Origin of the sequence: Psychrobacter sp. 28M-43, from assembly GCF_014770435.1 — a bacterium.
Lineage (GTDB): Bacteria > Pseudomonadota > Gammaproteobacteria > Pseudomonadales > Moraxellaceae > Psychrobacter.
The window spans coordinates 962,919-988,739 of record NZ_CP061739.1 but is presented as its reverse complement, the minus strand read 5'-3'; the positions used below and the strand labels follow the sequence as shown (position 1 = coordinate 988,739).

General features: G+C 43.7%; 17 protein-coding genes and 1 pseudogene. 13 read left to right on the top strand and 5 right to left on the bottom strand.

What is annotated here, in order from left to right:
* The first annotated feature begins 254 nt into the window (after window positions 1–254).
* A complete protein-coding gene (locus IEE84_RS04190) occupies window positions 255–1,658 on the top strand; it encodes a L,D-transpeptidase family protein (protein ID WP_191114955.1) in 1,404 nt (467 codons plus the stop codon).
* Window positions 1,659–1,812: 154 nt separating this feature from the next.
* On the opposite strand, the gene IEE84_RS04185 is transcribed toward IEE84_RS04190, so the two are convergent.
* The gene (locus tag IEE84_RS04185) at window positions 1,813–2,025 is read right to left on the bottom strand and encodes a hypothetical protein (RefSeq protein WP_102094255.1); all 213 of its coding nucleotides are present in this window, start codon (window positions 2,023–2,025) and stop codon (window positions 1,813–1,815) included.
* Window positions 2,026–2,300: 275 nt separating this feature from the next.
* Between IEE84_RS04185 and IEE84_RS04180 the strand changes: the two genes are divergently transcribed.
* From IEE84_RS04180 to IEE84_RS04160, 5 genes and pseudogenes are all read left to right on the top strand, one after another.
* Window positions 2,301–4,052, top strand: coding sequence for a TIGR00341 family protein (locus tag IEE84_RS04180; protein WP_191114954.1), 1,752 nt, complete (start codon window positions 2,301–2,303; stop codon window positions 4,050–4,052).
* Window positions 4,053–4,206: 154 nt separating this feature from the next.
* Window positions 4,207–6,879, top strand: a complete 2,673-nt coding sequence (gene alaS, locus IEE84_RS04175) for an alanine--tRNA ligase (protein ID WP_191114953.1) — start codon at window positions 4,207–4,209, stop codon at window positions 6,877–6,879.
* A gap of 357 nt (window positions 6,880–7,236) precedes the next feature.
* The gene (locus IEE84_RS04170) at window positions 7,237–8,523 is read left to right on the top strand and encodes an aspartate kinase (protein WP_057759246.1); all 1,287 of its coding nucleotides are present in this window, start codon (window positions 7,237–7,239) and stop codon (window positions 8,521–8,523) included.
* Window positions 8,524–8,946: 423 nt separating this feature from the next.
* A pseudogene (csrA, locus tag IEE84_RS04165) lies at window positions 8,947–9,114 on the top strand (carbon storage regulator CsrA); the annotation flags it as partial.
* A gap of 179 nt (window positions 9,115–9,293) precedes the next feature.
* Entirely contained in the window at window positions 9,294–9,668 is a 375-nt protein-coding gene (locus tag IEE84_RS04160; protein ID WP_191114952.1) for a HopJ type III effector protein, read from the top strand.
* Window positions 9,669–9,794: 126 nt separating this feature from the next.
* On the opposite strand, the gene IEE84_RS04155 is transcribed toward IEE84_RS04160, so the two are convergent.
* Window positions 9,795–10,106 (bottom strand): YeaC family protein, encoded by a 312-nt coding sequence (locus IEE84_RS04155; RefSeq protein ID WP_102094259.1) that lies wholly within the window; start codon window positions 10,104–10,106, stop codon window positions 9,795–9,797.
* Window positions 10,107–10,161: 55 nt separating this feature from the next.
* Window positions 10,162–11,070: an NAD(+) kinase gene (locus IEE84_RS04150; protein ID WP_057762401.1), complete on the bottom strand. Its 909-nt coding sequence runs from the start codon at window positions 11,068–11,070 to the stop codon at window positions 10,162–10,164.
* A gap of 415 nt (window positions 11,071–11,485) precedes the next feature.
* On the opposite strand from IEE84_RS04150, the gene IEE84_RS04145 reads away from it, so the two are divergent.
* Window positions 11,486–12,208 carry a Bax inhibitor-1/YccA family protein gene (locus IEE84_RS04145; RefSeq protein ID WP_057759239.1) on the top strand — a complete coding sequence of 241 codons (723 nt, stop codon included), beginning with the start codon at window positions 11,486–11,488 and terminating at the stop codon, window positions 12,206–12,208.
* Window positions 12,209–12,328: 120 nt separating this feature from the next.
* On the opposite strand, the gene IEE84_RS04140 is transcribed toward IEE84_RS04145, so the two are convergent.
* Window positions 12,329–15,127 (bottom strand): heavy metal translocating P-type ATPase, encoded by a 2,799-nt coding sequence (locus IEE84_RS04140; RefSeq protein WP_191114951.1) that lies wholly within the window; start codon window positions 15,125–15,127, stop codon window positions 12,329–12,331.
* 441 nt (window positions 15,128–15,568) lie between these two features.
* Here IEE84_RS04140 and mrcB point away from each other — a divergent pair, with 441 nt between their 5' ends.
* The 6 genes from mrcB to purH all read left to right on the top strand — a co-directional run bounded on the left by mrcB (window position 15,569) and on the right by purH (window position 23,715).
* Window positions 15,569–18,073, top strand: a complete 2,505-nt coding sequence (gene mrcB / locus IEE84_RS04135; RefSeq protein ID WP_416383474.1) for a penicillin-binding protein 1B — start codon at window positions 15,569–15,571, stop codon at window positions 18,071–18,073.
* 63 nt (window positions 18,074–18,136) lie between these two features.
* Window positions 18,137–18,949 carry a tetratricopeptide repeat protein gene (locus tag IEE84_RS04130; RefSeq protein WP_224737893.1) on the top strand — a complete coding sequence of 271 codons (813 nt, stop codon included), beginning with the start codon at window positions 18,137–18,139 and terminating at the stop codon, window positions 18,947–18,949.
* A gap of 133 nt (window positions 18,950–19,082) precedes the next feature.
* Window positions 19,083–20,009, top strand: a complete 927-nt coding sequence (gene prmA, locus IEE84_RS04125; protein ID WP_191114950.1) for a 50S ribosomal protein L11 methyltransferase — start codon at window positions 19,083–19,085, stop codon at window positions 20,007–20,009.
* Between the two features lie 172 nt (window positions 20,010–20,181).
* Window positions 20,182–21,444: a DUF3426 domain-containing protein gene (locus IEE84_RS04120; RefSeq protein WP_191114949.1), complete on the top strand. Its 1,263-nt coding sequence runs from the start codon at window positions 20,182–20,184 to the stop codon at window positions 21,442–21,444.
* A 178-nt stretch (window positions 21,445–21,622) separates the two neighbouring features.
* Complete coding sequence (gene fis, locus IEE84_RS13250) at window positions 21,623–21,985, top strand: DNA-binding transcriptional regulator Fis (RefSeq protein WP_191114948.1); 363 nt, start codon at window positions 21,623–21,625, stop codon at window positions 21,983–21,985.
* A 149-nt stretch (window positions 21,986–22,134) separates the two neighbouring features.
* Window positions 22,135–23,715 carry a bifunctional phosphoribosylaminoimidazolecarboxamide formyltransferase/IMP cyclohydrolase gene (gene purH / locus IEE84_RS04110; RefSeq protein WP_191114947.1) on the top strand — a complete coding sequence of 527 codons (1,581 nt, stop codon included), beginning with the start codon at window positions 22,135–22,137 and terminating at the stop codon, window positions 23,713–23,715.
* A gap of 192 nt (window positions 23,716–23,907) precedes the next feature.
* On the opposite strand, the gene IEE84_RS04105 is transcribed toward purH, so the two are convergent.
* Entirely contained in the window at window positions 23,908–25,782 is a 1,875-nt protein-coding gene (locus IEE84_RS04105; protein WP_191114946.1) for a SurA N-terminal domain-containing protein, read from the bottom strand.
* Between the last annotated feature and the right edge of the window lie 39 nt (window positions 25,783–25,821).

Genomic DNA, 25,821 nt, shown 5'->3' with positions numbered 1-25,821 from the left:
AGACGTAAACCTCTAGTAGCGCCAATAACTGTCATTTTTACTTGCACAAAAAATAGTGCGAATAATGAACAGTTTGCGTAAGAATCGAGCACGACGCCATACACACCTTGGTTAAATTATTACCCAACTGTAGCGAATACGTCAGCAGTTGACGTTTGGCAAGTCTTAAATGCAAAAAGATGTGTCAAAAGTTTGCGATGCAATCAAATTATGCGCATAATAGCCGCATTAGTAGCAACCACAAGTGACTCAATATGATGAAAATAAAGCCAATTATTACTGCCATATCTATCGCAGCTGTAAGTGCCAGTGTAGCCGCACTTGCTGCACCTACCGATAGTACTCGCACATTGCCAGTACGCACGGCTGACGCTATGCCAGGTCTTGCCAAAAAGGTTAGCCTGAATGTGCAAGAGAACCGTAGTCGCTCAGATGGCGCTGCTACTGTACAGTTAAATACAGAGAAAGCGAAACCAGTCGACAGCATGAACCAGCTTATCAATAATAAGCAAGAAGCCAACCAAAACCTGCCAGCCCCAGCTGCTGACAATATGAGCGCAGCAGAACTGACGCGCAAAGATGAGCAGGCTGACCGCAATGATGATATTAGTGAGGGTCAAGCCGTTGCGGCGCCTAGCGACCTATCATCTATCGACTCATCTGATCCACTCGCTTTTGAGTTACCAGAGAGTGAGAAGCGTCAAGACTTTAGCGATGACCCAACCATCAAAAACATCGAAGACAAAGATGGTAAGAAGCACACAACGCTGAACTTGTCGAACTATGCTAAGCAAGTGAATGGTGCTGTCTGGTCACCTAATATGAAAGTCAACTCAGCGATGACCATCAAAATGCAGGCGCTGCTCGATTGGAACCATGCTTCTCCTGGTCCTATTGATGGCGGTTGGGGCATGAACAGCAAAAAAGCCCTTGTTAACTTCCAAACGATGAAAGGCTTGCCAGCGACTGGTAAAATGGATCAAAAAACTTGGGATGCCTTGGTTAAAAATATCCCTGCGAACAAACCTGTCCTTGTTACTTACACGTTGACCGCAGACGATATCAATACCAATTTTGCGACTACCCCTTCTGGTTCAGAAGCGAAGTCAAAAATGAAGGGTCTTTATTATCAAGATATTAAAGAGATGCTAGGTGAACGTTTCCATATGGATGTACGTTACTTAGATAAACTCAACAAAAATAAAAAGTACGCTGTTGGCGAGACTATCACAGTGCTAAATACTCGTGACAAGCTGAACCAACGTATCAATCGCGTGGTTGCCAACAAAGCCGACAAAACATTGTATGCCTATAATGGTGACAAATTGGTTGCTACTTATCCGACGACCGTCGGTAGCGATGCCACACCGTCTCCAAAAGGCACGTTCAAAATTATCAATAAAGTGAAAATGCCTTGGTATAAATCAACCGTTGGTGAAGGCGCTCAAAAGAAAGTTCACATGATAGCACCAGGACCAAACAACCCAGTCGGTGTCGTTTGGATGGGATTATCTAAGCCTTCTTACGGTTTACATGGCTCACCAGTACCTGAAGGTATCAGTCGACAAGGCTCAGCAGGTTGTGTTCGTTTGACCAACTGGGATGTGTTAGAAGTTTATGCCAATATCGAAAATGGCGCGGTTGTCGAACTTCAATAAATAGAACCTTATTGAATCTGGCTTCGATGCTAGTTAACAAATAATTCTAATGATTACAAAAAAGACCTCCATATTGAGGTCTTTTTTGTTTGCTGATGGGCGGTTCCACTTCACATCGATAACACTGCTTGTCTTTATGTTTTACTGTTCGCCTTTATGTTTTATAGCCTTCCTCATTCCCAGTAATACTGCCAATTTTTTTGGTAAAGAATAATCCTGCAGGTATTGAAGCCAAAACACCCAATCCCACTGCTATTTGAATATGAAATATCTCATCGAACCCTGTAATGAGAGCTCCGATCATAAAAAGTCCGATAGTCACGGTAGCTGCCATTGAGTAGATGACAGAAAATAAAGGCCAGTTCATAAGTTATTCCTTATCTTTATTGTGGATATAATATATTTAACCTTAATTCCACAAAAAAAGTAAGTATTTACCTTGAACCCTTATAGCATCTATATTAGATGACTTTTGAATAAAAACCATGCTATTATTAAGGTTTTAGAATTAATCATAAGAAACATCAGTTCTTACTCCCATCCTCTCTCAACTCTTTTTTATATTTTCAAGAATCTCCTATATCTTTATCTATTTATCATTACAATAATGACTTTCTTTATCTACTAAGAACGCTATCTGCTATGTCCTCATCTGAAAAAAACACTGCGCCTAACTCAGTGGATCAAAACGATTCACCAGCCACTAATGATGCCTCTCACAATCAAGACGCGACAATTGACCCAGTAGTTGATGATGCCGCTGTAGACAATGATGAAAGCGAAGACAATCAACACAAGCAACCGACTGATACAGATGACGAAATAGACTCCGAAGTAGACACTGAATGCGCGCAGCCACCTGACGCTGAGATAACCATGCAAACCATCAGTGACGATGTGGTCGTGGCAACATTGGAGTCGACAGAACCTGAGTCACAGTCAAATACTGAAGCGTCTGAGATTGCAGAGTCAGAATCTATAGAAGCGAAAGAAAAGTCCGATTTCTTTCAGTCGGATACGGCAGAAACAACAGAAAAAAGTGCTCAAGACGATAGTGATGCTGAAGTAACGGTAGAAGCAGAAGACGACTATGCTGATGACCCTGCTGATGACACAAACATCGCAGCACAGTCATCAGATAACAAAACAGCCAATCAACAACAGATAAAAAATGCACCTAGTCGCAATAATGACCATCAAAATAATGACTCAGAAGATAAAAGCCAAAATAAAGACACCGATGTAGAAGATAGCGACGCTCAAAAGTCTCAAGATGAAAGTGACGAGGATGAGGTCCAAGAGGAAAAAGAAGCCAAACTCGAGTCTTACAAGCAATTTGTCGCCGAGCAATTCAGCAATCAAAAGGTAGATTACCCAGAGGTGCGGGTTAGGATTGAGGCGAACGCGCTACCTAGCAAGATGTACTTCATCATGAATATTTTGTCTGCCATCATTGCCAGTTATGGGCTAGTGACCAATTCAGCAGCCGTGGTTATCGGAGCGATGTTAGTTGCGATGATGCTAGGCCCTATCACGGGTATAGCGCTAGCAATTATCGATCACCGTATGCCATTGCTACGTAAGTCGCTCTTTACCGTCATTATCGGTGTCTCATTGGTGGTATTGGTCGGCTTTATCGTTGGTTGGCTACATAAAGACCAACCGCTAACGGCAGAAATCCTATCACGTACCCAGCCCACCTCTATGGATTTAATGATTGCCTTAGCAGGTGGTACGGCTGGTGCTTATGCGATGGTATCTCCGCATCTCTCGGTTGCTGTTGTCGGCGTTGCAGTTGCCACAGCCTTGGTACCACCACTAGCTGCTAGCGGTATTTTGCTCGCTAATGGCGAGATGCAGCTTGGGCTTGGTGCGCTGTTATTGGCAGCGACCAACATTCTTGCTATCCAGTTTACCAATGCGCTTGTATTATGGGTATTAGGCTTCCGTCGTTTGGTCGATGACGATTATAAATCCAATACCTATTTGACTTTTTTGCAGCGGAACGCCGTGACTTTATTACTACTTGGCGGCTTAGGTGCCTATTTGACCATCAATCTACAGACCAATGCCAAGCAGCAAGTATTTGAGAGTAGTGTCAAGGAAGCGATCAACAACTATTTTATCGATCAAGGTAATGTATTGACCAATACCCAGTTCGACACGCTTGATGACAATCAAGTGGTGCGGGCAATCGTACGTGGAGAGACTTTACCGAGCTCATATGACGTACGCCAGATTGAAACGCTCATTACCAATGATATGGCAGAGAATTTCCCAGAGTACTTGCCAATCAAGCTCCAACTACGTTATTTGCCTGTGCAAGTAATCGAGTCTAATCCAACGACGCAAGACAAATTAGATGAAACGGATGCGGCAATTTTGACCAATTAGCCTGCATACTCTACAAATTAAGCAATGACTAGCACACGTATAATAACCTAGTAGTTATAACTCTTGTACCAAGAGCTTGGGCGTTTGTGCTAAAATCGCTTGCAAAATTATTTTATGTCATTTACTCAATTCTATCCGTCAGTAAGGAGCCGCTGTGAGCCAGCCATTTCGCTCAGCCGATATTCGCCAAGCCTTTATCGATTTTTTCATAAGCAAGCAGCACACCCAAGTTTCATCGTCTAGCTTGATTCCACACAATGATCCGACATTGCTATTTACCAATGCCGGTATGAATCAGTTTAAAGAAACCTTTTTGGGTATGGAGCCACGTGACTATACACGTGCGGTAACCTCTCAAAAGTGCGTACGTGCTGGCGGCAAACATAATGACTTAGATAACGTCGGCTATACTGCCCGTCATCATACGTTCTTTGAAATGCTTGGTAATTTTTCGTTTGGCGATTACTTCAAGCAATCAGGTATCGAGTATATCTGGGAGTTTTTGACCTCAGATAAATGGTTAGCGATTGATAAAGATCGTCTCTATGTCACTATCTATGAAACTGATGACGAAGCTTTTGAGATTTGGAATAAAAACATCGGTATTCCAAGTGAGCGCATCATTCGTATTGGTGATAACAAAGGGGCTCCTTACGCTTCTGATAACTTTTGGACGATGGGTGATACGGGTCCTTGTGGTCCTTGCACCGAAGTCTTTTATGATCATGGCGCCGATATTGAAGGCGGCTTGCCAGGTACCCCAGAAGAAGACGGCGATCGCTATATTGAGATTTGGAACTGCGTATTCATGCAGTTCAATCGTCAAAAAGACGGCACGCTATTACCACTGCCAGCACCTAGCGTCGACACAGGCATGGGGCTTGAGCGTATTAGTGCCATTATGCAAGGTGTCCATGGCAACTACGAAATCGATTTATTTGTCCATTTGATGGATGCGGCAGCTGACATCCTAGAGATCAATAACGAGCAACAATCATCACTAAAAGTCATCGCCGACCATATTCGTGCCGTGGCGTTTTTGATTGCTGATGGTGTTACGCCAAGTAATGAAGGTCGCGGCTATGTATTGCGCCGTGTCATTCGTCGTGCGGTACGTCATGGCAACAAGCTTGGCGCTGATAGTGAGTTTTTCTATAAGATGGTAGCGCCGCTTGTGGCTGAAATGGGCAGTGCCTATCCTGAGCTAAAGGACAAGCAAAGCGTCATCGAAAGTGCTATTCAAAAAGAAGAAGCACAGTTTGCTAAAACATTGGCCCAAGGCTTACGTTTACTTGCCAGCGAACTTGAAGGCTTACAAGATGGCGATACGCTATCTGGCGAAGCCGCCTTTAAGCTTTATGATACCTATGGTTTCCCACTTGATTTGACTGCTGATATCACTCGTGAGCGTGGTATCGCTATTGATGAAGCAGAATTTGATGAGCATATGCAGGCACAACGTGAGCGTGCGCGTGATGCTGGCAAGTTTGACGTCGATTATAGCAGTGTCATCCAAGTAGAAACGCCAACGACATTTATCGGCTATGAGCAGCTTGAAGAAGACGGCGTGACTATTGACGCGCTTTATAAAGACGGCAACCCAGCAGACAGCTTAACAGAAGGCATGGAAGGCGTTGTGGTATTGGATCGCACCCCATTTTATGCTGAAGGTGGTGGTCAAGTTGGTGAGCTTGGTGAAATTCGTACAGCATCTGGCGTCTTTGAAGTACAAGATACCAAAAAATCTGGTCAGGCGATTATCCATTATGGTGTCGTGACCATGGGCGATATCAGTACTAAGCAAACCGCTGAAGCGCAAGTACTGTCTAGCATTCGTGCAGCCAGTGCCAAAAACCATTCGGCCACTCACCTATTGCATGCAGCGCTAAGAGAAGTGCTAGGCGATGCGGTCACGCAAAAAGGCTCACTAGTTTCAAGCGAAGTACTACGTTTTGACTTTGCTTACGATAAGCCTGTCAGCGCCGCTGAAATCATGCGTGTCGAACGTCTCGTTAATGAGCAAATTCAAGCCAACACCCCTGCCCGTATCGAGCACATGTCGATTGACGAAGCGATGAACCAAGGCGCTATGGCACTGTTTGGTGAAAAGTATGGCAGTGACGTTCGAGTCCTAACCATGGGTACAGACCGTATCATCGATGGTCAGCGCAAGCCTTTCTCTATCGAGCTATGTGGTGGCTTGCACGTACAGCGTACGGGCGATATCGGTGTGCTAAAAATCACCAGTGAGTCTGGTATTGCGGCTGGCATCCGCCGAGTTGAAGCTGTCACTGGCATGAACGCGGTCAAAAATATTCAGCAAAGCGAGCAACAACTGAGCGAGTTGGCAAGTCAGCTGAAAGTAAAACGTCCTGAAGTGGCGCAGCGCGTCCGTACTATGGCAGATAAGCAACGCGACCTAGAAAAACAACTAGAGCGCTTAGAGCAAAAAATCGCCAGTGCTCAAGCAGCCAACTTGCTTGATGATGTACAAACGATCACAGGTACCCCGGTTCTTATCAGCACTTTAAGCGGTATCGATGGTAAATCCATCCGTACGCTGATGGACGATATCAAATCAAAACTGCCTGATAGCGTGATTGTATTAATTGGTGATAAAGATGACCAATTAGCACTCGCAGCGAGCGTCGCAAAATCTGTTACTGCCAAAGTGAAGGCTGGTGATATTATTCGTCATTTGGCAGGTGAGCTTGGCGGTAAAGGTGGTGGTAAGCCTGACTACGCACAAGGCGGCGCACCGAAGTCTGGTAACAGTGCAGCGGTTATTAGTGCTCTACCTGCTTGGATTGAAACCCAGCTTAGCTAAGCTAGCGAATATTAAACTCGCGAATATACTGGTATAGCGTCTCACAATGTAACTTATATTTATCGCATAGCTTTACTCTACTACGCATAGAATACGTGATTGGTTATAACTACTATAACCAATCGCCATACATCTAAGCGCTCCTGAGGCTTAAAGTTATGCGGTAGATATGGTATAAAGGTCAACGTTTGGGCATATTGTTCATTCCATAAGGTTGATATATACCATTAGAAGGATGAAAAACCTAAAGACATAACTCTTATCATCTGGCTTTATCTATACAAGCATTGACGAGCATCACATTGACTCTCCTCAATGACAATAAAAAGTCATTATTGAATAAATAGGTAGATTTTTATGGCGTTAATAGTACAGAAATACGGCGGCACCTCGATGGGCAGTATCGACCGCATCAAAAACGTCGCCAAACGAGTCAAACGCTGGCATGACAATGGTCATCAAGTGGTCGTCGTGGTCTCAGCCATGAGCGGCGAAACCAACCGTTTAATCGATCTAGCTCGCCAAATTAGCACGCAGCCTGATCCTCGCGAATACGATCAAATGGTCTCAACAGGTGAGCAGGTTTCTATCTCTCTACTTGCCATGGCGATTAAAGAGCTTGGTATTGGTGCCCGTTCAATGACTGGTCGCCAAGTCGCGATTAAAACCGACAACGCCCATAACAAAGCCCGTATCGAAAGCATCGATGACAAAAACATACGTGAGCAATTAGATGCTGGCAATATCGTTATTGTGGCAGGTTTCCAAGGTATCGATGAAGAAGGCAACGCGACCACATTAGGGCGCGGCGGTTCTGATACCACAGGTGTGGCGATTGCTGCGGCCTTAGGCGCTGATGAGTGTCAAATTTATACCGATGTCGATGGTGTCTATACCACTGACCCTCGTGTGACCTCAAAAGCCAAAAAGCTTGAAAAAATTACGTTTGAAGAAATGCTTGAAATGGCAAGTCTTGGCTCCAAGATTCTACAGATTCGCTCAGTAGAATTCGCTGGTAAATATGGCGTGCCGCTGCGTGTACTCTCTAGCTTTGATGAAAACACAGACGGTAGCTTTGACCAAGAATTTCAAGACAACGTGGGTACCCTAATTACGATAGACGAAGGAGACAATATGGAACAGGCAATCATCTCAGGTATCGCGTTCAACAGAGACGAAGCAAAAATCTTAGTACGCGGCGTGCCTGACCATCCTGGTATCGCCTCTGCTATCTTAAGCCCAATTGGTCGTGCCAATATCGAAATCGATATGATTGTACAAAATCTTTCGGATAACGGTACTACTGATTTTACTTTCACGGTTAACCGCACTGATTTAGATAAGACGCTAAAAGTACTTAACGAAGAAGTGAAAGATGAAATTGGCGCCAAAGAAATATTGGGCAACAGTGAAGTTGTTAAAGTGTCACTAGTTGGTGTTGGCATGCGTTCACACGCTGGTGTTGCTAGTCTTATGTTCCAAACACTGGCTGAAAACAACATCAACATCCAAATGATTTCAACCAGCGAAATCAAAGTGTCAGTTCTGATTCAAGATCAACACTTAGAAAAAGCCGTTAAGTCGTTGCACACGGCATTTGGCCTAGATCGTGAAGACGGTGAAAGCAAAATCGCTGGGCTATAAGACATAAAAACTGTTAAAATATATTATTAGTATTGATGGTTATCTATTAACCGCTATTAATGACTTTATATAGTATGTAGATAAACAGCATATGGATTAATAGCGTTTAAATTAATAATATCTAAATAAATACAGTACTTAAATAAAATAGGATCTTTTTAGGTCCTATTTTTATTTTTTAGCATAGTTGAAATGAGCATTTACCTAATAGTTTTGTGAAAAACCGTGACAGTATCTGTTATGCCGCCTATAATGGGGCTTTCATTTGGGCTAAATGAATCTACCTATCATTACCGCTATTGGCACGATATCGAGCATCGTGATAATGGTTATATTGCATGTTTGGTGCTGCGGTGATGTTCTGCAATTGAGAAGTAATCTGATGAGTAATAATTTGTTGATGCGACATAAGGAGTGTGACGCATGTTAATTTTGACACGCCGCGTGGGCGAAACGCTAATGATTGGCGACGAAGTAAGTGTGACGGTTCTAGGCGTCAAAGGCAATCAAGTACGTATCGGTGTAAACGCACCTAAAGATATTGCAGTACACCGCGAAGAGATTTATCAACGTATTCAGCATGAGCGTTCTGTACAGTCGCAGATGCAGCATCTTGAGCAAGGCAACTTTTCGCCTTCGTTTGATGACGAAGACTACTTTAATCGCTAAGCTAGCTAAATTATAATGCTGAACGCTCAACGGCTACTATCATCATTGAGCACACATAAATATTATATTGTTTTTTTAATCTGCTCTGAGGTCATTTATTTATGAGTATCCGCCAATCAGATGTATCGGCATTACTTAATGGTTTGAACAAAAAAGCCATTGGATTCAATGATGTCATCAGCTTTATCGATGATTTTTATCGCTATGCACCTGCCCCTTTTGTAAATGGGATGGTACATAATACAGCCGGTGAGAACGAAGGTAGCGCAAAGATTTTTGGTTTTGCTAAGCACCATGGTTTGAACCAATTGGACACGCTTAAATTATTTGGCGAACACTATGCCAAGGTTCAAGCAACGCCTAACGGTACCGATCATGCCAATATCCGTAATTTTTTACATTGGGGTTGGCAAGGATTTTTGATGCAAAAGAACCCGCTAACGGTTCGTCCTAGTGTCGATACGACTGCTATTTAATCATTTATAGTGATTAAGCTATTTCTGATGATTTAATTATTGGTAAAGTAAAAAAAGCCACGCTATATAGCGTGGCTTTTTTATGATGAGTGTTTTTATAACAACTATTACAACTTATTTATAAATCTATTTATCACGAAACTTAACAGGCTGTACTGCACCTTTAGGATTTGGCATATTAGGATAGTGATGCTCGTGCTCGACATCACATTCAGCGCCAACGACAGTACCATCGTCTTTTACAGGTTTATGAATATAACCTGTACGCTCAGCTGGCGGCAGATGCTCATGCTCCCATACCATCACTGCTTGCATACAAGTCTCACGCTGCTCAGCGGTAATCTTACGACCGTCAGGCCATTTACCTAGCTCAATCGCCATACGAAACTTATCAACCACTTCGGGCGTTAGACTTGCTAGTATTGTTTGTTTATCCATCTTGCCTACTCTCCACTACCATTTTTTGCATCATATTTGGGTCTAATAGATACGCTTATTCATCGTCTATAATATCATCATCGACATCAAGACTGAATTCTTCGGCATGTACGTTCCAGTGCAACTTTGTACGGCAGGCCTCATAAAAGTCAAACCCAGGTGGGTGCAACAAAGTAAGCTTATCAGGATGCTTACGAATATGGAGACGTTGCTCTTGCTCAAGTGGCACGCTTGGCTTACCGTCCGCACTCACCATCGGCTGAGTACGATTGTCTTCGTGGATACGAATACAGACCTCACTATTACCACTGACCACAATCGGTCTGCTAGATAACGTATGGGGATGCATCGGCACCAGACAAATAGCGTCCATACTCGGATGAATGATTGGACCACCACCTGATAAGGCATAAGCGGTAGAGCCAGTCGGTGTTGCCGCTATCAAGCCATCACTATGCTGTCTATAAACGTCATGTCCATCAATTTTCATCTGAAAATCAATCATATGTACGGATTTACCAGCATGCAGTACGATGTCGTTCAGGGCCATGTCTTCATGGATAATTTTGCGACCTTCTCGTATCTCCATCGTCAATAAAAACCGATGATCCAGTTGATAGTCTCCCATCAATACTTGGCGTAACTTAAACGCAGCTTCATCAGGTTTTACATCTGCTAAGAACCCTAAACGACCACGGTTAACCCCTAATACAGGTACACGGTAGCGTGCTAGCGCTTCAGCGGCATGTAGTATCGAACCATCACCGCCAACCACAATAACCAAATCACAAATCTCACCAATCAAACCACGTTTGACGATTTTGACTCTTTCTATGTCTGTGAGATCAAGCGTTGGCAAATTGGCCGTTTGTACATCCATTATCAACGTCAAATTCATGTCATTGACGGTTTGGGCAATCTGTACCAAGCTTTGAGTGACACTACGTTTACCAGCACGTCCCATTAGACCAATGCGCCTAAAGGCGGGGTTTTTAATAGCGTGGAATAGCTCTGATTCATGTAAGTGTGGCAATCTTGCTGACTGCGCTGAGTTTTCCATAAAACGACTCGGTATAACGGTGAAGTACAAGGTAATGATAGCGATAAATGCGCGCTTAGACTAGCATGTTTATGAATTATCGTTGTTAACTGTCGTAACTGACCCCATATAAAAGCTATCGAATGTTTTACTTAGCCGAATCTATCTGCTCAGTTTTTCGATTAGCGTATTGAGCGGTACAGTGGCTCAATGCGCTAGCCAATGAGCAGCCAAAGGTCGCGCCGCAGTAGTTGTCACGCAAACACAGTTGACAATAATAGCGGTTTTGCTAAAGTAACTAACATCACTATTTTTATATTTTATTATTAAGGACTTATGTATGGCCAATCCTATTGTCAGTCGCGCAGAACTTGCGATCGGCGGTAATCCAATGACGGTCAAGGGTGTAATTCAAAAGACCAGCTTATTACTTGGTTTATCAGCCATTACTGGTGTGGGCTTTTTCTTTTATGCGCTTATGGCAGGTTTATCGCAAGGTTTTATTACGATGGCAGCCTTTGGTAGCATGATTGCTGCGTTTGTTCTGGCTCTTTTTATTACCTTCAAGCCGCAAAAAGCCAAGACTTTGGCAGTGCCTTACGCCTTGTTAGAAGGCATATTTTTGGGCGGTATCTCATTATTTTTCATGAGAATGTATCCAACAGTACCAGTCACTGCAATGTGCGCAACTTTCGTCACAGCTGCGGTTATGCTAGGTTTATATCGTTCAGGTTTAGTTAAAGTTACTGAAAAGTTCCGCTCTATTGTGACCTCGGCGGTTATTGCTATCATGCTTGTCTATGTAGCACAGTGGGTACTTTCTCTAGCGTTTGGCTCATCATTACCGTTCCTATTTGAAGGTGGCGCTATCGCTATTGGCTTTAGCTTATTTGTCATCGTTATCGCTTCTTTCACCTTGCTGTTAGATTTCGATAATATTGATCGCGGTGTTGCGATGGGTGTTTCTGAAGATTACGAGTGGCTGTTCAGTATTGGTATTCTTGCGACCTTAGTCTGGATGTATATCGAATTTATGCGTCTGCTAAGCTATCTACAAGACTAATTGTAAGAGCTGTCTAATAGTATCTTTGTATAGAAAAAAACCGCCCTTCATTTGATGGAAGGCGGTTTTTTTGTGGGCAAACTTTACAGACCTGTTTACATTAAATGCTTTTTAAAGAGACTAAGCACGTTTTAAGCGTAATGCATTTAATACGACAAATAGCGAACTGAGCGACATACCAATTGCAGCGAGCCATGGTGGTACATAACCTAAAGCCGCTGGTATCAGGACGATACTGTTGTAAGCGAGTGCCCAACGGAAGTTTTGCTTGATAATACGTTCCGTCTTATCAGAGATACGTTTAGCCGCAGTGATGGCCTCGATTTGTCCATTTAAGATAATACTATCACTAGATACTTGTGCTAAGTCTGCCGCACCTGCAATCGAGGTCGACACATCTGCTGCTGCTAGCACTGGTGCATCGTTGATACCATCACCTACCATCAATACCACAGCACCGTTAGCTTGCAACTGCTGAATATGATTGACCTTATCGGTTGGTGATAGTCCGTTGTATGCAGATTGCATTCCCAAGTTCTCAGCCATCACTAACGCTTGCGGGCTTGGATCACCTGTCAACATAACAGACTCGATACCTAGTCCTTTGAGCGTATCGAGCAGGGACTTAGCGCTATCCCGTACTTTGTCGTTAAAGTAAAAGCACGCCAGCGCCTGCCATTCATTATCATCAATATTTTGACGAGATAACACGACTGCTGAGCTGGCTCGCTGAGCTACCAGATCGATGGTTAAATCATCGTTTGCATCTATATCATTGCCGCTATTATCTGTTCTGTCTAACGCAAAGTCCTTGTGACCGATTCGATATACAGTGCCATCAATCATCGCTTCTACACCGCCTGCTGGATAATGCTGTACGGCTTGTGTCGATGGCAGGTGTAACTGATAGGCCGCCGTCAGTAATGCGTGGGCAATGGGATGACGACTTCCCACTTCTAGCGCAGCTGCAATGGCCAATAGCGTATCTTTTTGCGCTATTAATGATAAATCGTCAATTTCGGTCTGGCTTTTTGGTGTGATTAATTCGATATTTAATAAATTTGGCTTACCATAAGTCAGCGTGCCTGTCTTATCAAAAGCAACGTGCGTGATTTCAGCTAGCGTTTGTAAGGTATGGCCACGCGTCGTCAAAAAACCATAGCTTGCCAGACGATTGGTTGAGACGGTCAAGGCAATCGGCGTTGCCAACGACAGAGCACATGGACAAGTAGCGACTAAGACTGCCACGGTTGCCCAAATGGCTTGGCTTGGGTCAACAATATACCAGCCGACAAATACTAAGGCGGATAAAACCAAAATACGTGCCACAAACCAACGCGCCAACTTATCTGCTTGCTGCGCCAATTTGGGTTTTTCGCTCATGGCACGATTCATCAATCGATCAATTAAGCCTATCTGGCTGTCTTTTGGCAAGGCGGTGACTAGCATCTCAAACGGCTGGCTGTCATTTTGTGCACCACCAACAATATAATCGCCTTGAGATTTGATGATTAAATCACCCTCGCCCGTCAGTAGACTTTGTGACACCGTTGCGGTAGAACTTAGCAAGATGCCATCACTGATAATCTCAGAGCCCGCTTCAACCAAAATAATGTCGCCCACTTGTAAACTATGAGCGGTGACCATTTGCTTTGACTCTATATCGCCTTCGGGTTGTGATTGCACATTCTGTTGGTTGCGTGACTGCTGCCAGTCTTGAGCGATACGCGATGTGAGCTGATGAACATTGGCATCCATACGCTGCATAAAATCAGGCATGACTTCAGCCGCCACACTCGAACCCTTTTGAGCATTATCTTCGATAGCTTCACTTTGTTGAGACTTATTTTCTGTAAGCCGCTGCAAAATACGCTCGGCAGCGGCTTTATCTTCAGCGACTTTTTGCACCAGTACTGGTTCAACCACGACCAAATCATTAGCCATAGTCGCGGCTTTTAGACGTGCATTGTGCTCGATATAACGCCCTGCCAACAAAAAGAAGATAAACATACTGACCGAGTCATAATACGTCTCCCCTTGCCCAGTGATGGTAGCGTAGAGACTGGCAAAGAAAGTAATAATCAACGCAAGACTGACGGGCACATCCATATTGACTTGGCGCGCACGAATTGCTGACCATGCAGAGGTAAAAAAAGGAATACCAGCATAGAAAAATACAGGCGTACTCACAAATAAAGACACCCAACGCAAAAAATCACGCTGAAATATCAACATGTCGCTATACTCGCCAAAATACAGCGCAACGGCATACATCATCGCTTGCATCGAACCTAGTGCAGCGATGCCGAGACGCAATAGCATTTGATTATTATGACGTGCCAGCATAGCTTCGTGAGTATCTTGGCGATAAGGCTTGGCTTCGTAGCCGATTTCGTTGATGACCGCTAAAATGCGACTGATGGGTAATTTGCTCTCATCCCAAATGACCCGCATACGTTGGTTGGTCAAATTTACCTGACATTTACCAATACCCTCTAGCTCATCGAGACGCGACTCAATCAGCCACGTACAGGCAGCACAGCGTAAGTTATTGACCGACAGCTCTGCTACTGACATGCCATCTTGCGCGTAAACGAATTGCGATTTTATTTCGTCATGATCGTAAACTTCGAGGCGAGTCAGCTGAGTTGGCAAACTTGCCGTGCGGTTAATTTCCGATCGGTCAAGATAGTATTGCTCAAGACCAGCCTCTACAATGCTTTGGGCAGCTAACTGACAGCCCATACAACACATTTCTCGTGACTGACCTAATATCTCAGCATGAAACGGTGGCTGAGGTACAGGGTCACCACAGTGGAAACAGTGATCAGCCAGCGGAAGCACTAAGCCTTCGATGATAGAAGTGTCTTCATAAGAATGATTGGTAGCAGATGATACTGATGATTGGATACTAGACATAGTCGCGCTTACTTCCTTTGACAGGCTTGCTTAAAATGCATTCATTTAAAGCAAACTTGCTCGTATTGACTGTACTGTACGTCATGCAATAGAGCCGTTTTTAATCACATGAATATCACTACCACTAGTTAGTGGCACATTATTAATAACAAACGGCTAATAGCAAACAATTAGCAACAGCGAATTCATACAAAATACATCGTGAGGGCAATCGTAAATTGTTATCTTATATGGCGTTTATCTACCAGATTGAAAGTGACTGACGCTTTATTACAAGTATCGGTATTTTAATAGGGATTATACTATAAGCTATCGCTATGAACAGTATCATCGCTCATGGTCTACGACCAATAAATGCCCGCGTTGACGATGATAGATTGAAAAATTTATCAATTTGCGTCATTATGAGGCAGTTTTTTATCCAAAAATGGTGCGACATCCGTGCAAAAACCTAATTACAAGTTACCAAATACCAAGTTATCAGCGTCATCTAAGTCTGCTATGCGCACGCTACCCTCGCAGCAGCGCGGCTTGGTCTTTAGTAGTCTGCTATTAATTACCATCATCGCAGGCATGGTGCTGTTGGCGCTATATTTGATCAAACTTGATCGCACCATTACTCATAAGTTTGAGGGCAAGCGCTGGGACATTCCAGCCAAAGTGTATTCGCAGCCGCTTGAGCTGTATCAAGGTGCCAATGTCGATAGAGATACGATGAAGACATGGCTAGAGTTGCTTAATTATCAAAGCAACAAAGCTTATGATCGTACAGGCACCTATCATCGAACAGGTAATACTTACTTTATTCACACGCGCGGCTTTACGTATAGCGCCAATGATAAAGATGCCGAGCAAGTCATCAAAATGACAATTTCTGGCAATAAAGTAGAATCTATCCAGAGTACTCTGCCTGCCAAAAGCGGCATCATTCGTCTAGAGCCTGTCAATATCGGTGGTATCTATCCAGACAGTAATGAAGATCGGATGGTTGTGTCTTTGGACGAAGTGCCTCAGCCGTTAATTGATGCCCTTATCGCTACCGAAGATCGCGCGTTTTATGAGCATAAAGGGGTATCGGTACGTGGTATCGCCCGTGCCGTAATCAATAACTTTACTGGTGGTGCCAGACAAGGTGGCTCGACCATCACCCAGCAGCTGATCAAAAACTTCTATCTCAATTCAGATCGCACCATCAAACGCAAAGCCAATGAAGCATTGATGGCCGTGCTCCTTGAGCTTCATTACAGTAAAGATGAAATTTTACAGACCTATTTGAATGAGATTTATCTGGGTCAAAATGGCAACCGCTCTATCAATGGTTTTGGCCTAGCATCACAGTTTTATTTTGACAAACCTCTTAATGAGCTGCGCTTAGATCAGCAAGCAATGCTGGTTGGTATGGCAAAAGGCCCAAGTATCTATAATCCACGTCGTAATCCAAATGACTCAAAAGCACGCCGTGATGTGGTGCTTAACAATATGCTGACAATGGGCACATTGAGCCAAGAAGACTACGATAAAGCCTTAAAGCAACCACTTGGCATCGTGGATAAGCCTGCTGAAGGCAAAAGCCAGTTCCCTGACTTCTTAGATATTGTCAAACGTGAGCTAAATACCGTCTATTATTCTGATGACCTCAAGAACGAAGGTCTAATTATTATCAGTACTCTAGACCCTATCGCTCAATTGGCCGCAGATAAAGCCGTTGATAGAAAACTTGGTGAACTGCGCCGTAACAGTAGCAAAACTAAGGACTTGCAAGGTGCATTAGTCAGTGCCAATCCTGAGACTGGCGAGCTCGTGTCTGTTGTAGGTAGTGGTAGTGAATTTACAGGGTTTAACCGTGCGGTCGATGCCAAACGTCAAGTCGGCTCGTTGCTGAAGCCTATCATTTATATGACTGCGCTTGAGAGCGGTCGTTATAACTTGGCCAGTTCAGTAGATGACTCCCCTATTACGGTCAATCTAAACGATGGTACTGACTGGAACCCTAAAAACTACGACAACCGTGATCATGGCTATGTACCATTTACCACGGCACTGTCTCAATCCTATAACCAAGCGGCAGTACGCTTAGGTATGGAGTTCGGCGTTAATACCTTTGCCAAGCAATTACAGCGCATGGGTATCAAAGAAAAAATCCCACCTTACCCATCAGCGTTACTAGGCTCAGTTAATTTGAGCCCGATGGATATGCTTGGTATTTACCAAGTATTTGCCACTGGTGGCTTCCGCACTCCTATTCATAGTATTCGTACTGTCATTGATGATCGCGGCCGTATCTTACAGCGTACTGGGCTTAACACTCAGCGCAGTATTCCACCTGAAACCAACTTTTTGACCAACTATGCATTACAGCAAGTCGTCTCAAATGGTACGGCTAGACGTGCACAATCGCTCGGTAGTAATTTAAACCTAGCAGGAAAAACGGGTACGACAAACGATTACCGTGATGCTTGGTTTGCAGGCTATAGTGGCAACTATGTGAGTGTCGTTTGGGTTGGTCGTGATGATAATAAACCGATTGGCTTGAGTGGTGGTACTGGCGCCTTACCAGTTTGGGTAGATTATATGAAACGTCTAAAACTGACTCCGGTTGCTCTACCAGAGCCAGAAGGTATCGAGTGGTTATGGCTAGAGAATAACTCAGGCAAACTGTCTAATGAACGCTGTGCCAACGCTCGCTACCTACCAGTAATGTCAGCTCATTTACCAGAAGAAGCCAGTAGTTGTGCGCTAAGCCTATACCAGCAAGATCGTGCTCGTGAACAGATACAATTCCAAAATCAGCAAGGTGATATCAATCAACAACGTCGCCGCGAAGGTTTAGAGATTCCAAATGGCGAAGCTGTTGAATCTGAGGGTGCAGAAGGTAGCAGCGAGCAAAGTGAAGGTGATGAAGACCGTGCTGATACTTGGTATGACCGCGCTGTTGAATGGTTCTAGCTGTTGAATGGCTTTAATAGTGTTTTTGATATTTAGCTTTTAATATTTAAAAAAGGTTTTAACATGATGGTGTCATCTTTACGGACAACTACTTCAGTAAAACAAACAATGCTGCTATGGCGTAATAAAATTACGTCAAGCAACGCTTTACTTGTAGGTAGCGCGATCGTTGGCATGCTAAGTCTAAGTGCTTGTCAGACGGCCCCTAGCACATCGCCCACAGTGCAAACCACGCCTGTTCAAACATTACCAACATCACAACCGACCGTGCCATCAACGACAACTGCTCAAGCGCCTATCACGGAAGCAAATGATCAAAGCAACTATCCAACCGAGCCTTACGATGCAGTTGAACAGTCCGAAACACCAAATCCATTAACGCAAGAGACACCTGTATTTACACCTCCTGCTCCAGAAGTGGTGCAGCCTGATCCTGTTATCATTGCGCCTTCTCGTAACGACTATATAATCTCCGAGCCAACAGTACCGTCGCATAATGAGTTACTTGAGCACGCTAGAAGAAACTCGCAGCAACGTACTCAACAATCTGCCAGCAACAACAGTAATCTGCCTGCCTTTCGCAATTTGATGCAAGTAGGTATCAGTCAATTGAAAGCGGGCAATCTAACCAATGCAGAAAGCAGCTTTACCCGTGCGCAGCGTTTAGCGCCTAAATCATCGGCGGTATACTTCTATTTGGCACAAGTAGCATTAAAAAAGAACCAGCCTCGTAAGGCAGAAGCGATGGCACGTCGCGGTCTTAGTGTCTCTCAAGACAGTAATCGTAGACGAGCACTATGGCAAGTTATATTACAATCAGGACAAGCTCAGGGTAACTCACGCGTAGTCAATGAAGCAAAACAAGCATTACGCTAATAACTGATATTTGCACATTTTAGACTCATTAGTTAAAACCTCTATATACATCATGCATTTCATTGTATGTAGATTTATCTAGGGCAACCCCTAACACCTACACTTATTTTTATTTCCGCTTAAGGTTATCTTTATGGCATGGCAACAACTGCATTTACAATGCGAAAAATCAAACGTCGACTTGGCTGAAGCGCTTTTATTAGAAGCAGGCGCATTATCAATCGCTTTAGACGATGCTGGCGATCAACCTTTGTTTGAGCCACTTCCAGGTGAATCACCGCTTTGGGATGAGGTGATACTAACAGGATTATTTGATGCGACTACTGATGCGGGCAGTCGTCAAGCGGTTGAGCAATTAAGTCATGAAATCGCTGCACAAGTACAGGCTACTCGTATTTGGTTAACGGCTGTTGATGATAAGGATTGGGAGCGCGAGTGGATGAGCAACTATCATCCTATCGAATGTGCTAATGACTTATGGATTGTGCCTGACTGGCTAACGCCGCCTAACCCTGAAGCCACCAATATCATTATGGACCCAGGCTTGGCATTTGGTACTGGCTATCATGCTACGACTCGCCTATGTCTAGACTGGCTAACAGAGCAAGACTTAACAGACAAAGTAGTGATCGATTATGGTTGTGGCTCAGGTATTCTAGGGATTGCTGCTTTGCTATTGGGTGCACGTCAGGTATATGCAGTCGACATCGACCCGCAGGCGGTACTTGCTACCAATCAGAATGCGGTACGCAACAATGTAGGCGATCGTTTGCAGGCATTTTTGCCAGAAGAATTTACAGAGTATTGCTCACAACATGATGTGTTGCCTGTAGAAGTGATCGTTGCTAATATTTTAGCAAAGCCGCTTGTTGGTTTAGCACCTTACTTTGCAACACTGATTGCGCCAAAGGGCCGTATCGTATTGGCAGGCTTGATTGAATCGCAAACCGAGCAAGTCACTGAAGCTTATCAGCCATATTTTGCACTGGACCCTAAGCATGCTTTTACTGCGCAAGAAGACCAGCACTGGCAGCGTTTATCAGGTACATTTACCAGCTAGCAACATTTAATTACATCTGTTACGATAGAGGGCAGTCAAATGTTATGTGTTTGACGCCACTCTGTCTTTGCCCATAATTCATCGAAATTGAAAAAGTACAATGAGTATTGTGGGCAGCTATTGGTGAGTGGCTAAGCGGTATTGATAACCATACTTTTTTGGATTCGCCTCTATGACCACGCCAATAAAAACCCAATGCCCCCATTGCCAAGCTTGCTATAGCGTTAAACAAACTCAACTGAATCAAGTCAATGCTACCATCAGCTGTGATCGGTGCCAGCAAAGTTTTTTGGTCAATAAGCATCTTGTGGTAAATTCTGAGGTTATTCAAAAACCAACACCACAAAAAAATATTCCTGCTCAACAAACAGCTCAAACTAAACCAATTTTGAACGAGAAAAAAGCGACTACTAGTAGTAATCAGCATAAACTTCAAAGTGTGCCAAATCGCCCTACATCTTCAATCAGTAAGAAAAAATCATCTGATACTTTGATTCATGACGACTTAATCTATGATGATATGGATATAGACGAGCCAGAAGAAGACGTTCAAGAGTATGACTCATTAGATAGTATGGATGCATGGTTAACCCAAGCCAGTAATACCAGTCCTAGCGTAGCAACCACAGAAAAACCAAAAGCGCCCCTTTCTAAAGAAACTATCAAAAGCTCTAATTCATCAACCAAAAAACCATCTACTAGTACAATATCAGCATCCTCATCAACACAGGACATGCTCAGCTCGGCAGCGGCCAATGATATTCATGCCAATGTTGAGAGTACTGATAACAATTCATGGCTGCAAAAACTATTAGAAGAACAAAATCAAGACGAAGAAACACCACCAGATGATACAGATCTATCACAGCTTCTCTCTGATATGGGTGTACCCGTTAAAGATGAAGACCCTGCTGCCGACGATCGCTTAAGAAAAACACAGCTACCGTTTGCACCAGCCCAAACGACACGTTCAATTGCATCATTGTTATGGATATTAGGTTGTTTGGTCTTAGCACTCCTACTCGCGGCTCAGTATGTTATTTTTAACTTAGAAAATTTAGTCAAAAACCCAGCCTATGCTCAGCGTCTCCAATCGATCTGCTCTGTCGCTGCCTGCAGCTTGCCCAGTGCAGACTTATCAGCGCTTACCATCAACAATACCTTTCATAGAAGCAGTCAGATTAAAACTGCTGGTACATTTAGTGATATAGGCGCTACTCTAAGTAATGGGAGCCCGCAATCACAACTATATCCTAATGTAAAAATAAGCGTTTATGGTAAAGATGAGATTATTGGAGAGTTTATTGCAGATCCAAACGATTATTTATTAGGCAAGCAAAGTCAGTTAGCTGCCAATACAGATAGACAGCTTTTATTTACTATTCCTGTGGCTAATGCGCAAATTCGCGACATTACTATGACCGCTCTTTATTAGATTAGAGTGTCATATATAGGTAAGTGTGAGTAGAAAACACACCGTAAATTCATTTTCAATTAAACCGTGATAGCCAAGATAACGATGAATCTATCAGCGCTAGGCGATATTAATTTGATATACTATGGTTCTGACCCCTCACAATCAGAATTTTTCTTCATCTCAAGGATATTATTTTATGGCACCTCATGCACAGCATAATGCCAATCATTTTGCTAAAAGCTCTGAGCACCCTGCCGATTATAATAAAGACGAATACCAGCCACCTACGCACGGCTTTGATTTTGCTAGTCAAAACTATACAAGTAGTGCGCAGCAACCTCTACGAGTTCATGTAGAGCGTGTGGTGCGTCAGTACTTTGCGATGCTAGGAGATGAGATGCCCACTGATTTATATGAATTGATTTTAAAGCAAGTCGAAGAGCCTCTCTTATCTGTCGTTCTAGAAAAAACAAGAGGCAACCAAACCAAATGTGCTCAGATATTAGGCCTAAATCGAGGCACTTTGCGCAAAAAAATGAAGACCTATGATTTAATGTAGCATTGTTATATGAGCTTACCCATCATCATTGACTATCATTATGTATGGCAATCAAACGTTCGTCGCTTTATCTATCATGATACGGCATACCGTTGTCATCATCACCTTGCCAGACGTTTACGTCAGGCTTTTTTTATGGAAAATTTCTTATGAGTACAACCCCACTTGCCCTACTATCGGTCTCCGATAAGTCTAATATCGTCGAGTTTGCTCAAGGCCTTCTCAAAGCAGGTTTTGGTTTATTATCTACTGGCGGTACTTATCGTCTGCTCACAGAAAACAATGTCGACGTGACTGAAGTATCAGATTACACAGGCTTTCCTGAAATGATGGATGGCCGTGTTAAAACGCTACATCCTAAGATTCACGGTGGCATTCTAGGACGCCGCGGTACAGATGATGCAGTTATGAGTGATCATTCGATCGAACGTATCGACTTGGTCGTCGTGAACTTATATCCGTTTGCTGAAACGATCGCACGTGCGGATGTGACTATGAACGACGCTATCGAAAACATCGATATTGGCGGCCCTACCATGGTACGTTCAGCGGCGAAAAACCATGCTCATGTAGGTATCGTCACTGATCCAGCTGATTATGACCGTGTACTTAACGCCTTAGACGGTGGTACTGAACTGACGACTGCTTTACGTTATGACTTGGCAGTAAAGGCGTTTGAACATACGGCACAGTACGACGGTATGATTGCCAACTTCTTAGGTAGCCGTGTCAACGACACTCAAGAGCCAGAAAACTTCCCACGTACATTCAATGTACAGCTTGAAAAAGCACAAGACCTACGCTATGGCGAAAACCCGCATCAAAACGCGGCTTTCTATACTGAAAACCAGCCTTTAAAAAGCAAACAAGCTTCAATCGCAACAGCTAAACAGTTACAAGGCAAAGCATTGTCTTATAACAACATCGCTGATACCGATGCTGCGCTTGAGTGCGTTAAAGCTTTCAGCACGCCTGCTTGCGTTATCGTTAAGCATGCCAACCCTTGCGGTGTCGCGGTTGATAATGACCAAGTAGCTGCTTATCGTACTGCTTTTAGCACCGATCCTGAATCGTCTTTTGGCGGTATCATCGCATTCAACCGTCCGTTGACGCTTGCTGCTGCAAAAGCCATTATCGACAATCAGTTCGTAGAAGTAATCATTGCACCTAGTATCGAAGACGGTGTACTTGAAGCGACAGCTACTAAGAAAAACGTACGTGTCTTGGTATGCGGCGAGCTACCAGCACCAGATCAGCGTGATATCCAACTTGACTATAAGCGCGTTAACGGTGGCTTACTGGTACAAGAGCAAGACCTTGGTTTGATCACGGCTAACGACTTAAAAATCGTCACTGATGTACAACCAACTGAAGCGCAAGTGGCAGATCTACTGTTCAGCTGGAACGTGGCAAAATACGTCAAATCTAATGCCATTGTCTACGCAAAAGGCCAACGTACTATCGGTGTTGGCGCAGGCCAAATGAGCCGCGTTAACTCAGCACGTATTGCTGCTATCAAAGCAGAACATGCCGGACTAGCAACTGAAGGTGCTGTTATGGCATCAGATGCGTTCTTCCCTTTCCGTGATGGCATCGACAATGCTGCTGAAGTAGGTATCTCTGCTATCATTCAGCCAGGTGGTTCTATGCGTGATGACGAAACCATTGCTGCTGCTAATGAGCATGGTATCGCGATGGTATTCACAGGAATGCGCCATTTCCGTCATTAAACAACCACCTATTAATTTAAGACTGGGATTAGTCGCAGCAGCTGTATTTATTAATGCGACTAACTTTCAGTCTATATAATATTCATGATAATTATCGTTAAAGCATCTCCCAAAAAAAAGCCACTGTATCAATTGATACGGTGGCTTTTTTACGTCTAAAAATAAGAATAAAAATAAGAATCTAGCAAATACTTAGCGTCCTTGTGCGTTTGCCATATTGCTTTCATTAATCTCAACCGTATACACCATACGTAGATAGTCCAAATAGTCTTGCAACTGGTCTTGGCCTAAATTGTCACGGATAATACTGGCTGTTTGCGCTCTTTGCATATCAGACAGTGGTGACTGCTGCTCAGTTTTAATACGGTCTCCAACCAGTAGCGTTGCACCCATCTCAGTCTCACTAGCAATCGCAACGACACCATTATCAACAGCTTGCTGGCTAAATGCCAATCCGCGCTCTTTGTCCGTTAGCTGTGTCGTTTGACGGTTAATCTCACCCAGTGCTTGGAAACTAACCGACTGCTTACTTATATCAGCTGGCGTCTTGATACTAGCAGCCAATGCTTTAGCATCTTTTAAAGCTAATGCTGTCGCTTTCTGCTGACGGAGTATTTGAGTGATTCTTGGGGTTGCATTTGCTAGAGCAAGCGTCTTAGTAGGACGATAATTGCTTGGCTGTAGCCATACGGTACCGTTACCAACTTCCACGCCTGCCGTTACCGCTTGATCTTGAATAGTAAACTCATCAAAGGCCTGTTTAACCACTGCTGGTTGCGGCAATGCAGACTTATTATTCACTTTACGATAATCTTTGATACGCTTTAAACTGACGTTTTCTTGCTGTGCAATATCTTCGATACTGAAACCATCTGCCGCCAAATCGTTGATTGACGTCACTTTGTCAGCATAGATTTCCTGACGTTTATACTCTTTTGCTTTCGCAGTCAGCTCAGCACGCATACTGTCTAGGCTTGGAATCTTTTTGCCATTGTCTTCAGTAACCGTAAATATCTGATAACCAAAGCTGGTTTTGATAGGTGCAGTCACATCACCAACGCTCAACCCTTCTAGTGCCTCTTGTACAGTATCTGCATCACTGCCAAACACTGACGGATTGAAACGTCCGATATCACCACCTGTTTCACCTGATGGATCATCCGACTCTGCTTTAGCAAGCGCAGCAAACGCTTCACCTTTATTCAGACGTGCTTTGACTTTATCGGCTCGTGTCTTGGCATCTTTACCAGTAAACAGAATCTGACTGACTTTACGCTCATCAGTAGCCGAAATGCTCTGCTTATATGCTTCATACTGCTGCTGCAACTCTTCTGTGGTTACTTCATCAACCTTGATAGTTTGCGGGCTGAGCTGAATATAAGCCAAGTCAACCATCGCTGCACTTTTCAATGTGTCTTTGTTAGCATCATAATATGATTGAATGTCTGCTTTGCTAAGCTTAACTTTGTCAGCATAATCTTGCCAATTAAAGCGATGTACCCAAACGTTGCGCGATTCAAGCTGCAAATCAATCAATTGACTGACTGCTTGCATAGGATAGACGGCTGTACCAACGATACTGGCATTTAATTGATCCAAGCTTAACTGATTGCGAAATTCCGCAAATAGCTGGTTTTTGGTCATGCCGCGCTGACGCAAGAAGTTTGAGAACTGATCGTTTGAAAAGTTACCCTCTGCATCTTGGAATATTTCTTCTTGACGCAGCAAACGATTGATCGTGTCATCAGACACTGTCATACCAAGCTTACCTGCTTGCTGCTCTAACAACGTACGGTCGATTAGACCTTTTAATACTTGCTCATGAAGCACATCTTCATTCAACAAGCTAGCATCTTCGACTTGCTCTAGCACTTCAGAACGACGGCTATTGACAGCAGTTTGATACTCGGACAGTCCTACGCTTGCCTCACCTACCTGCGCAATCTGGTTGGGGTCGACGTTGCCGCCAAAATAGCTTTCGACACCCAAGAGAGCGAGCGGCGATAGGCATAAAATCAATAAAATGCGACCTGGCCAGCTTTTTAAGAAATCGCGCAATTTATCCATAGTTATCTCTGCTTTATTAACCTATATTGATGAAAAACC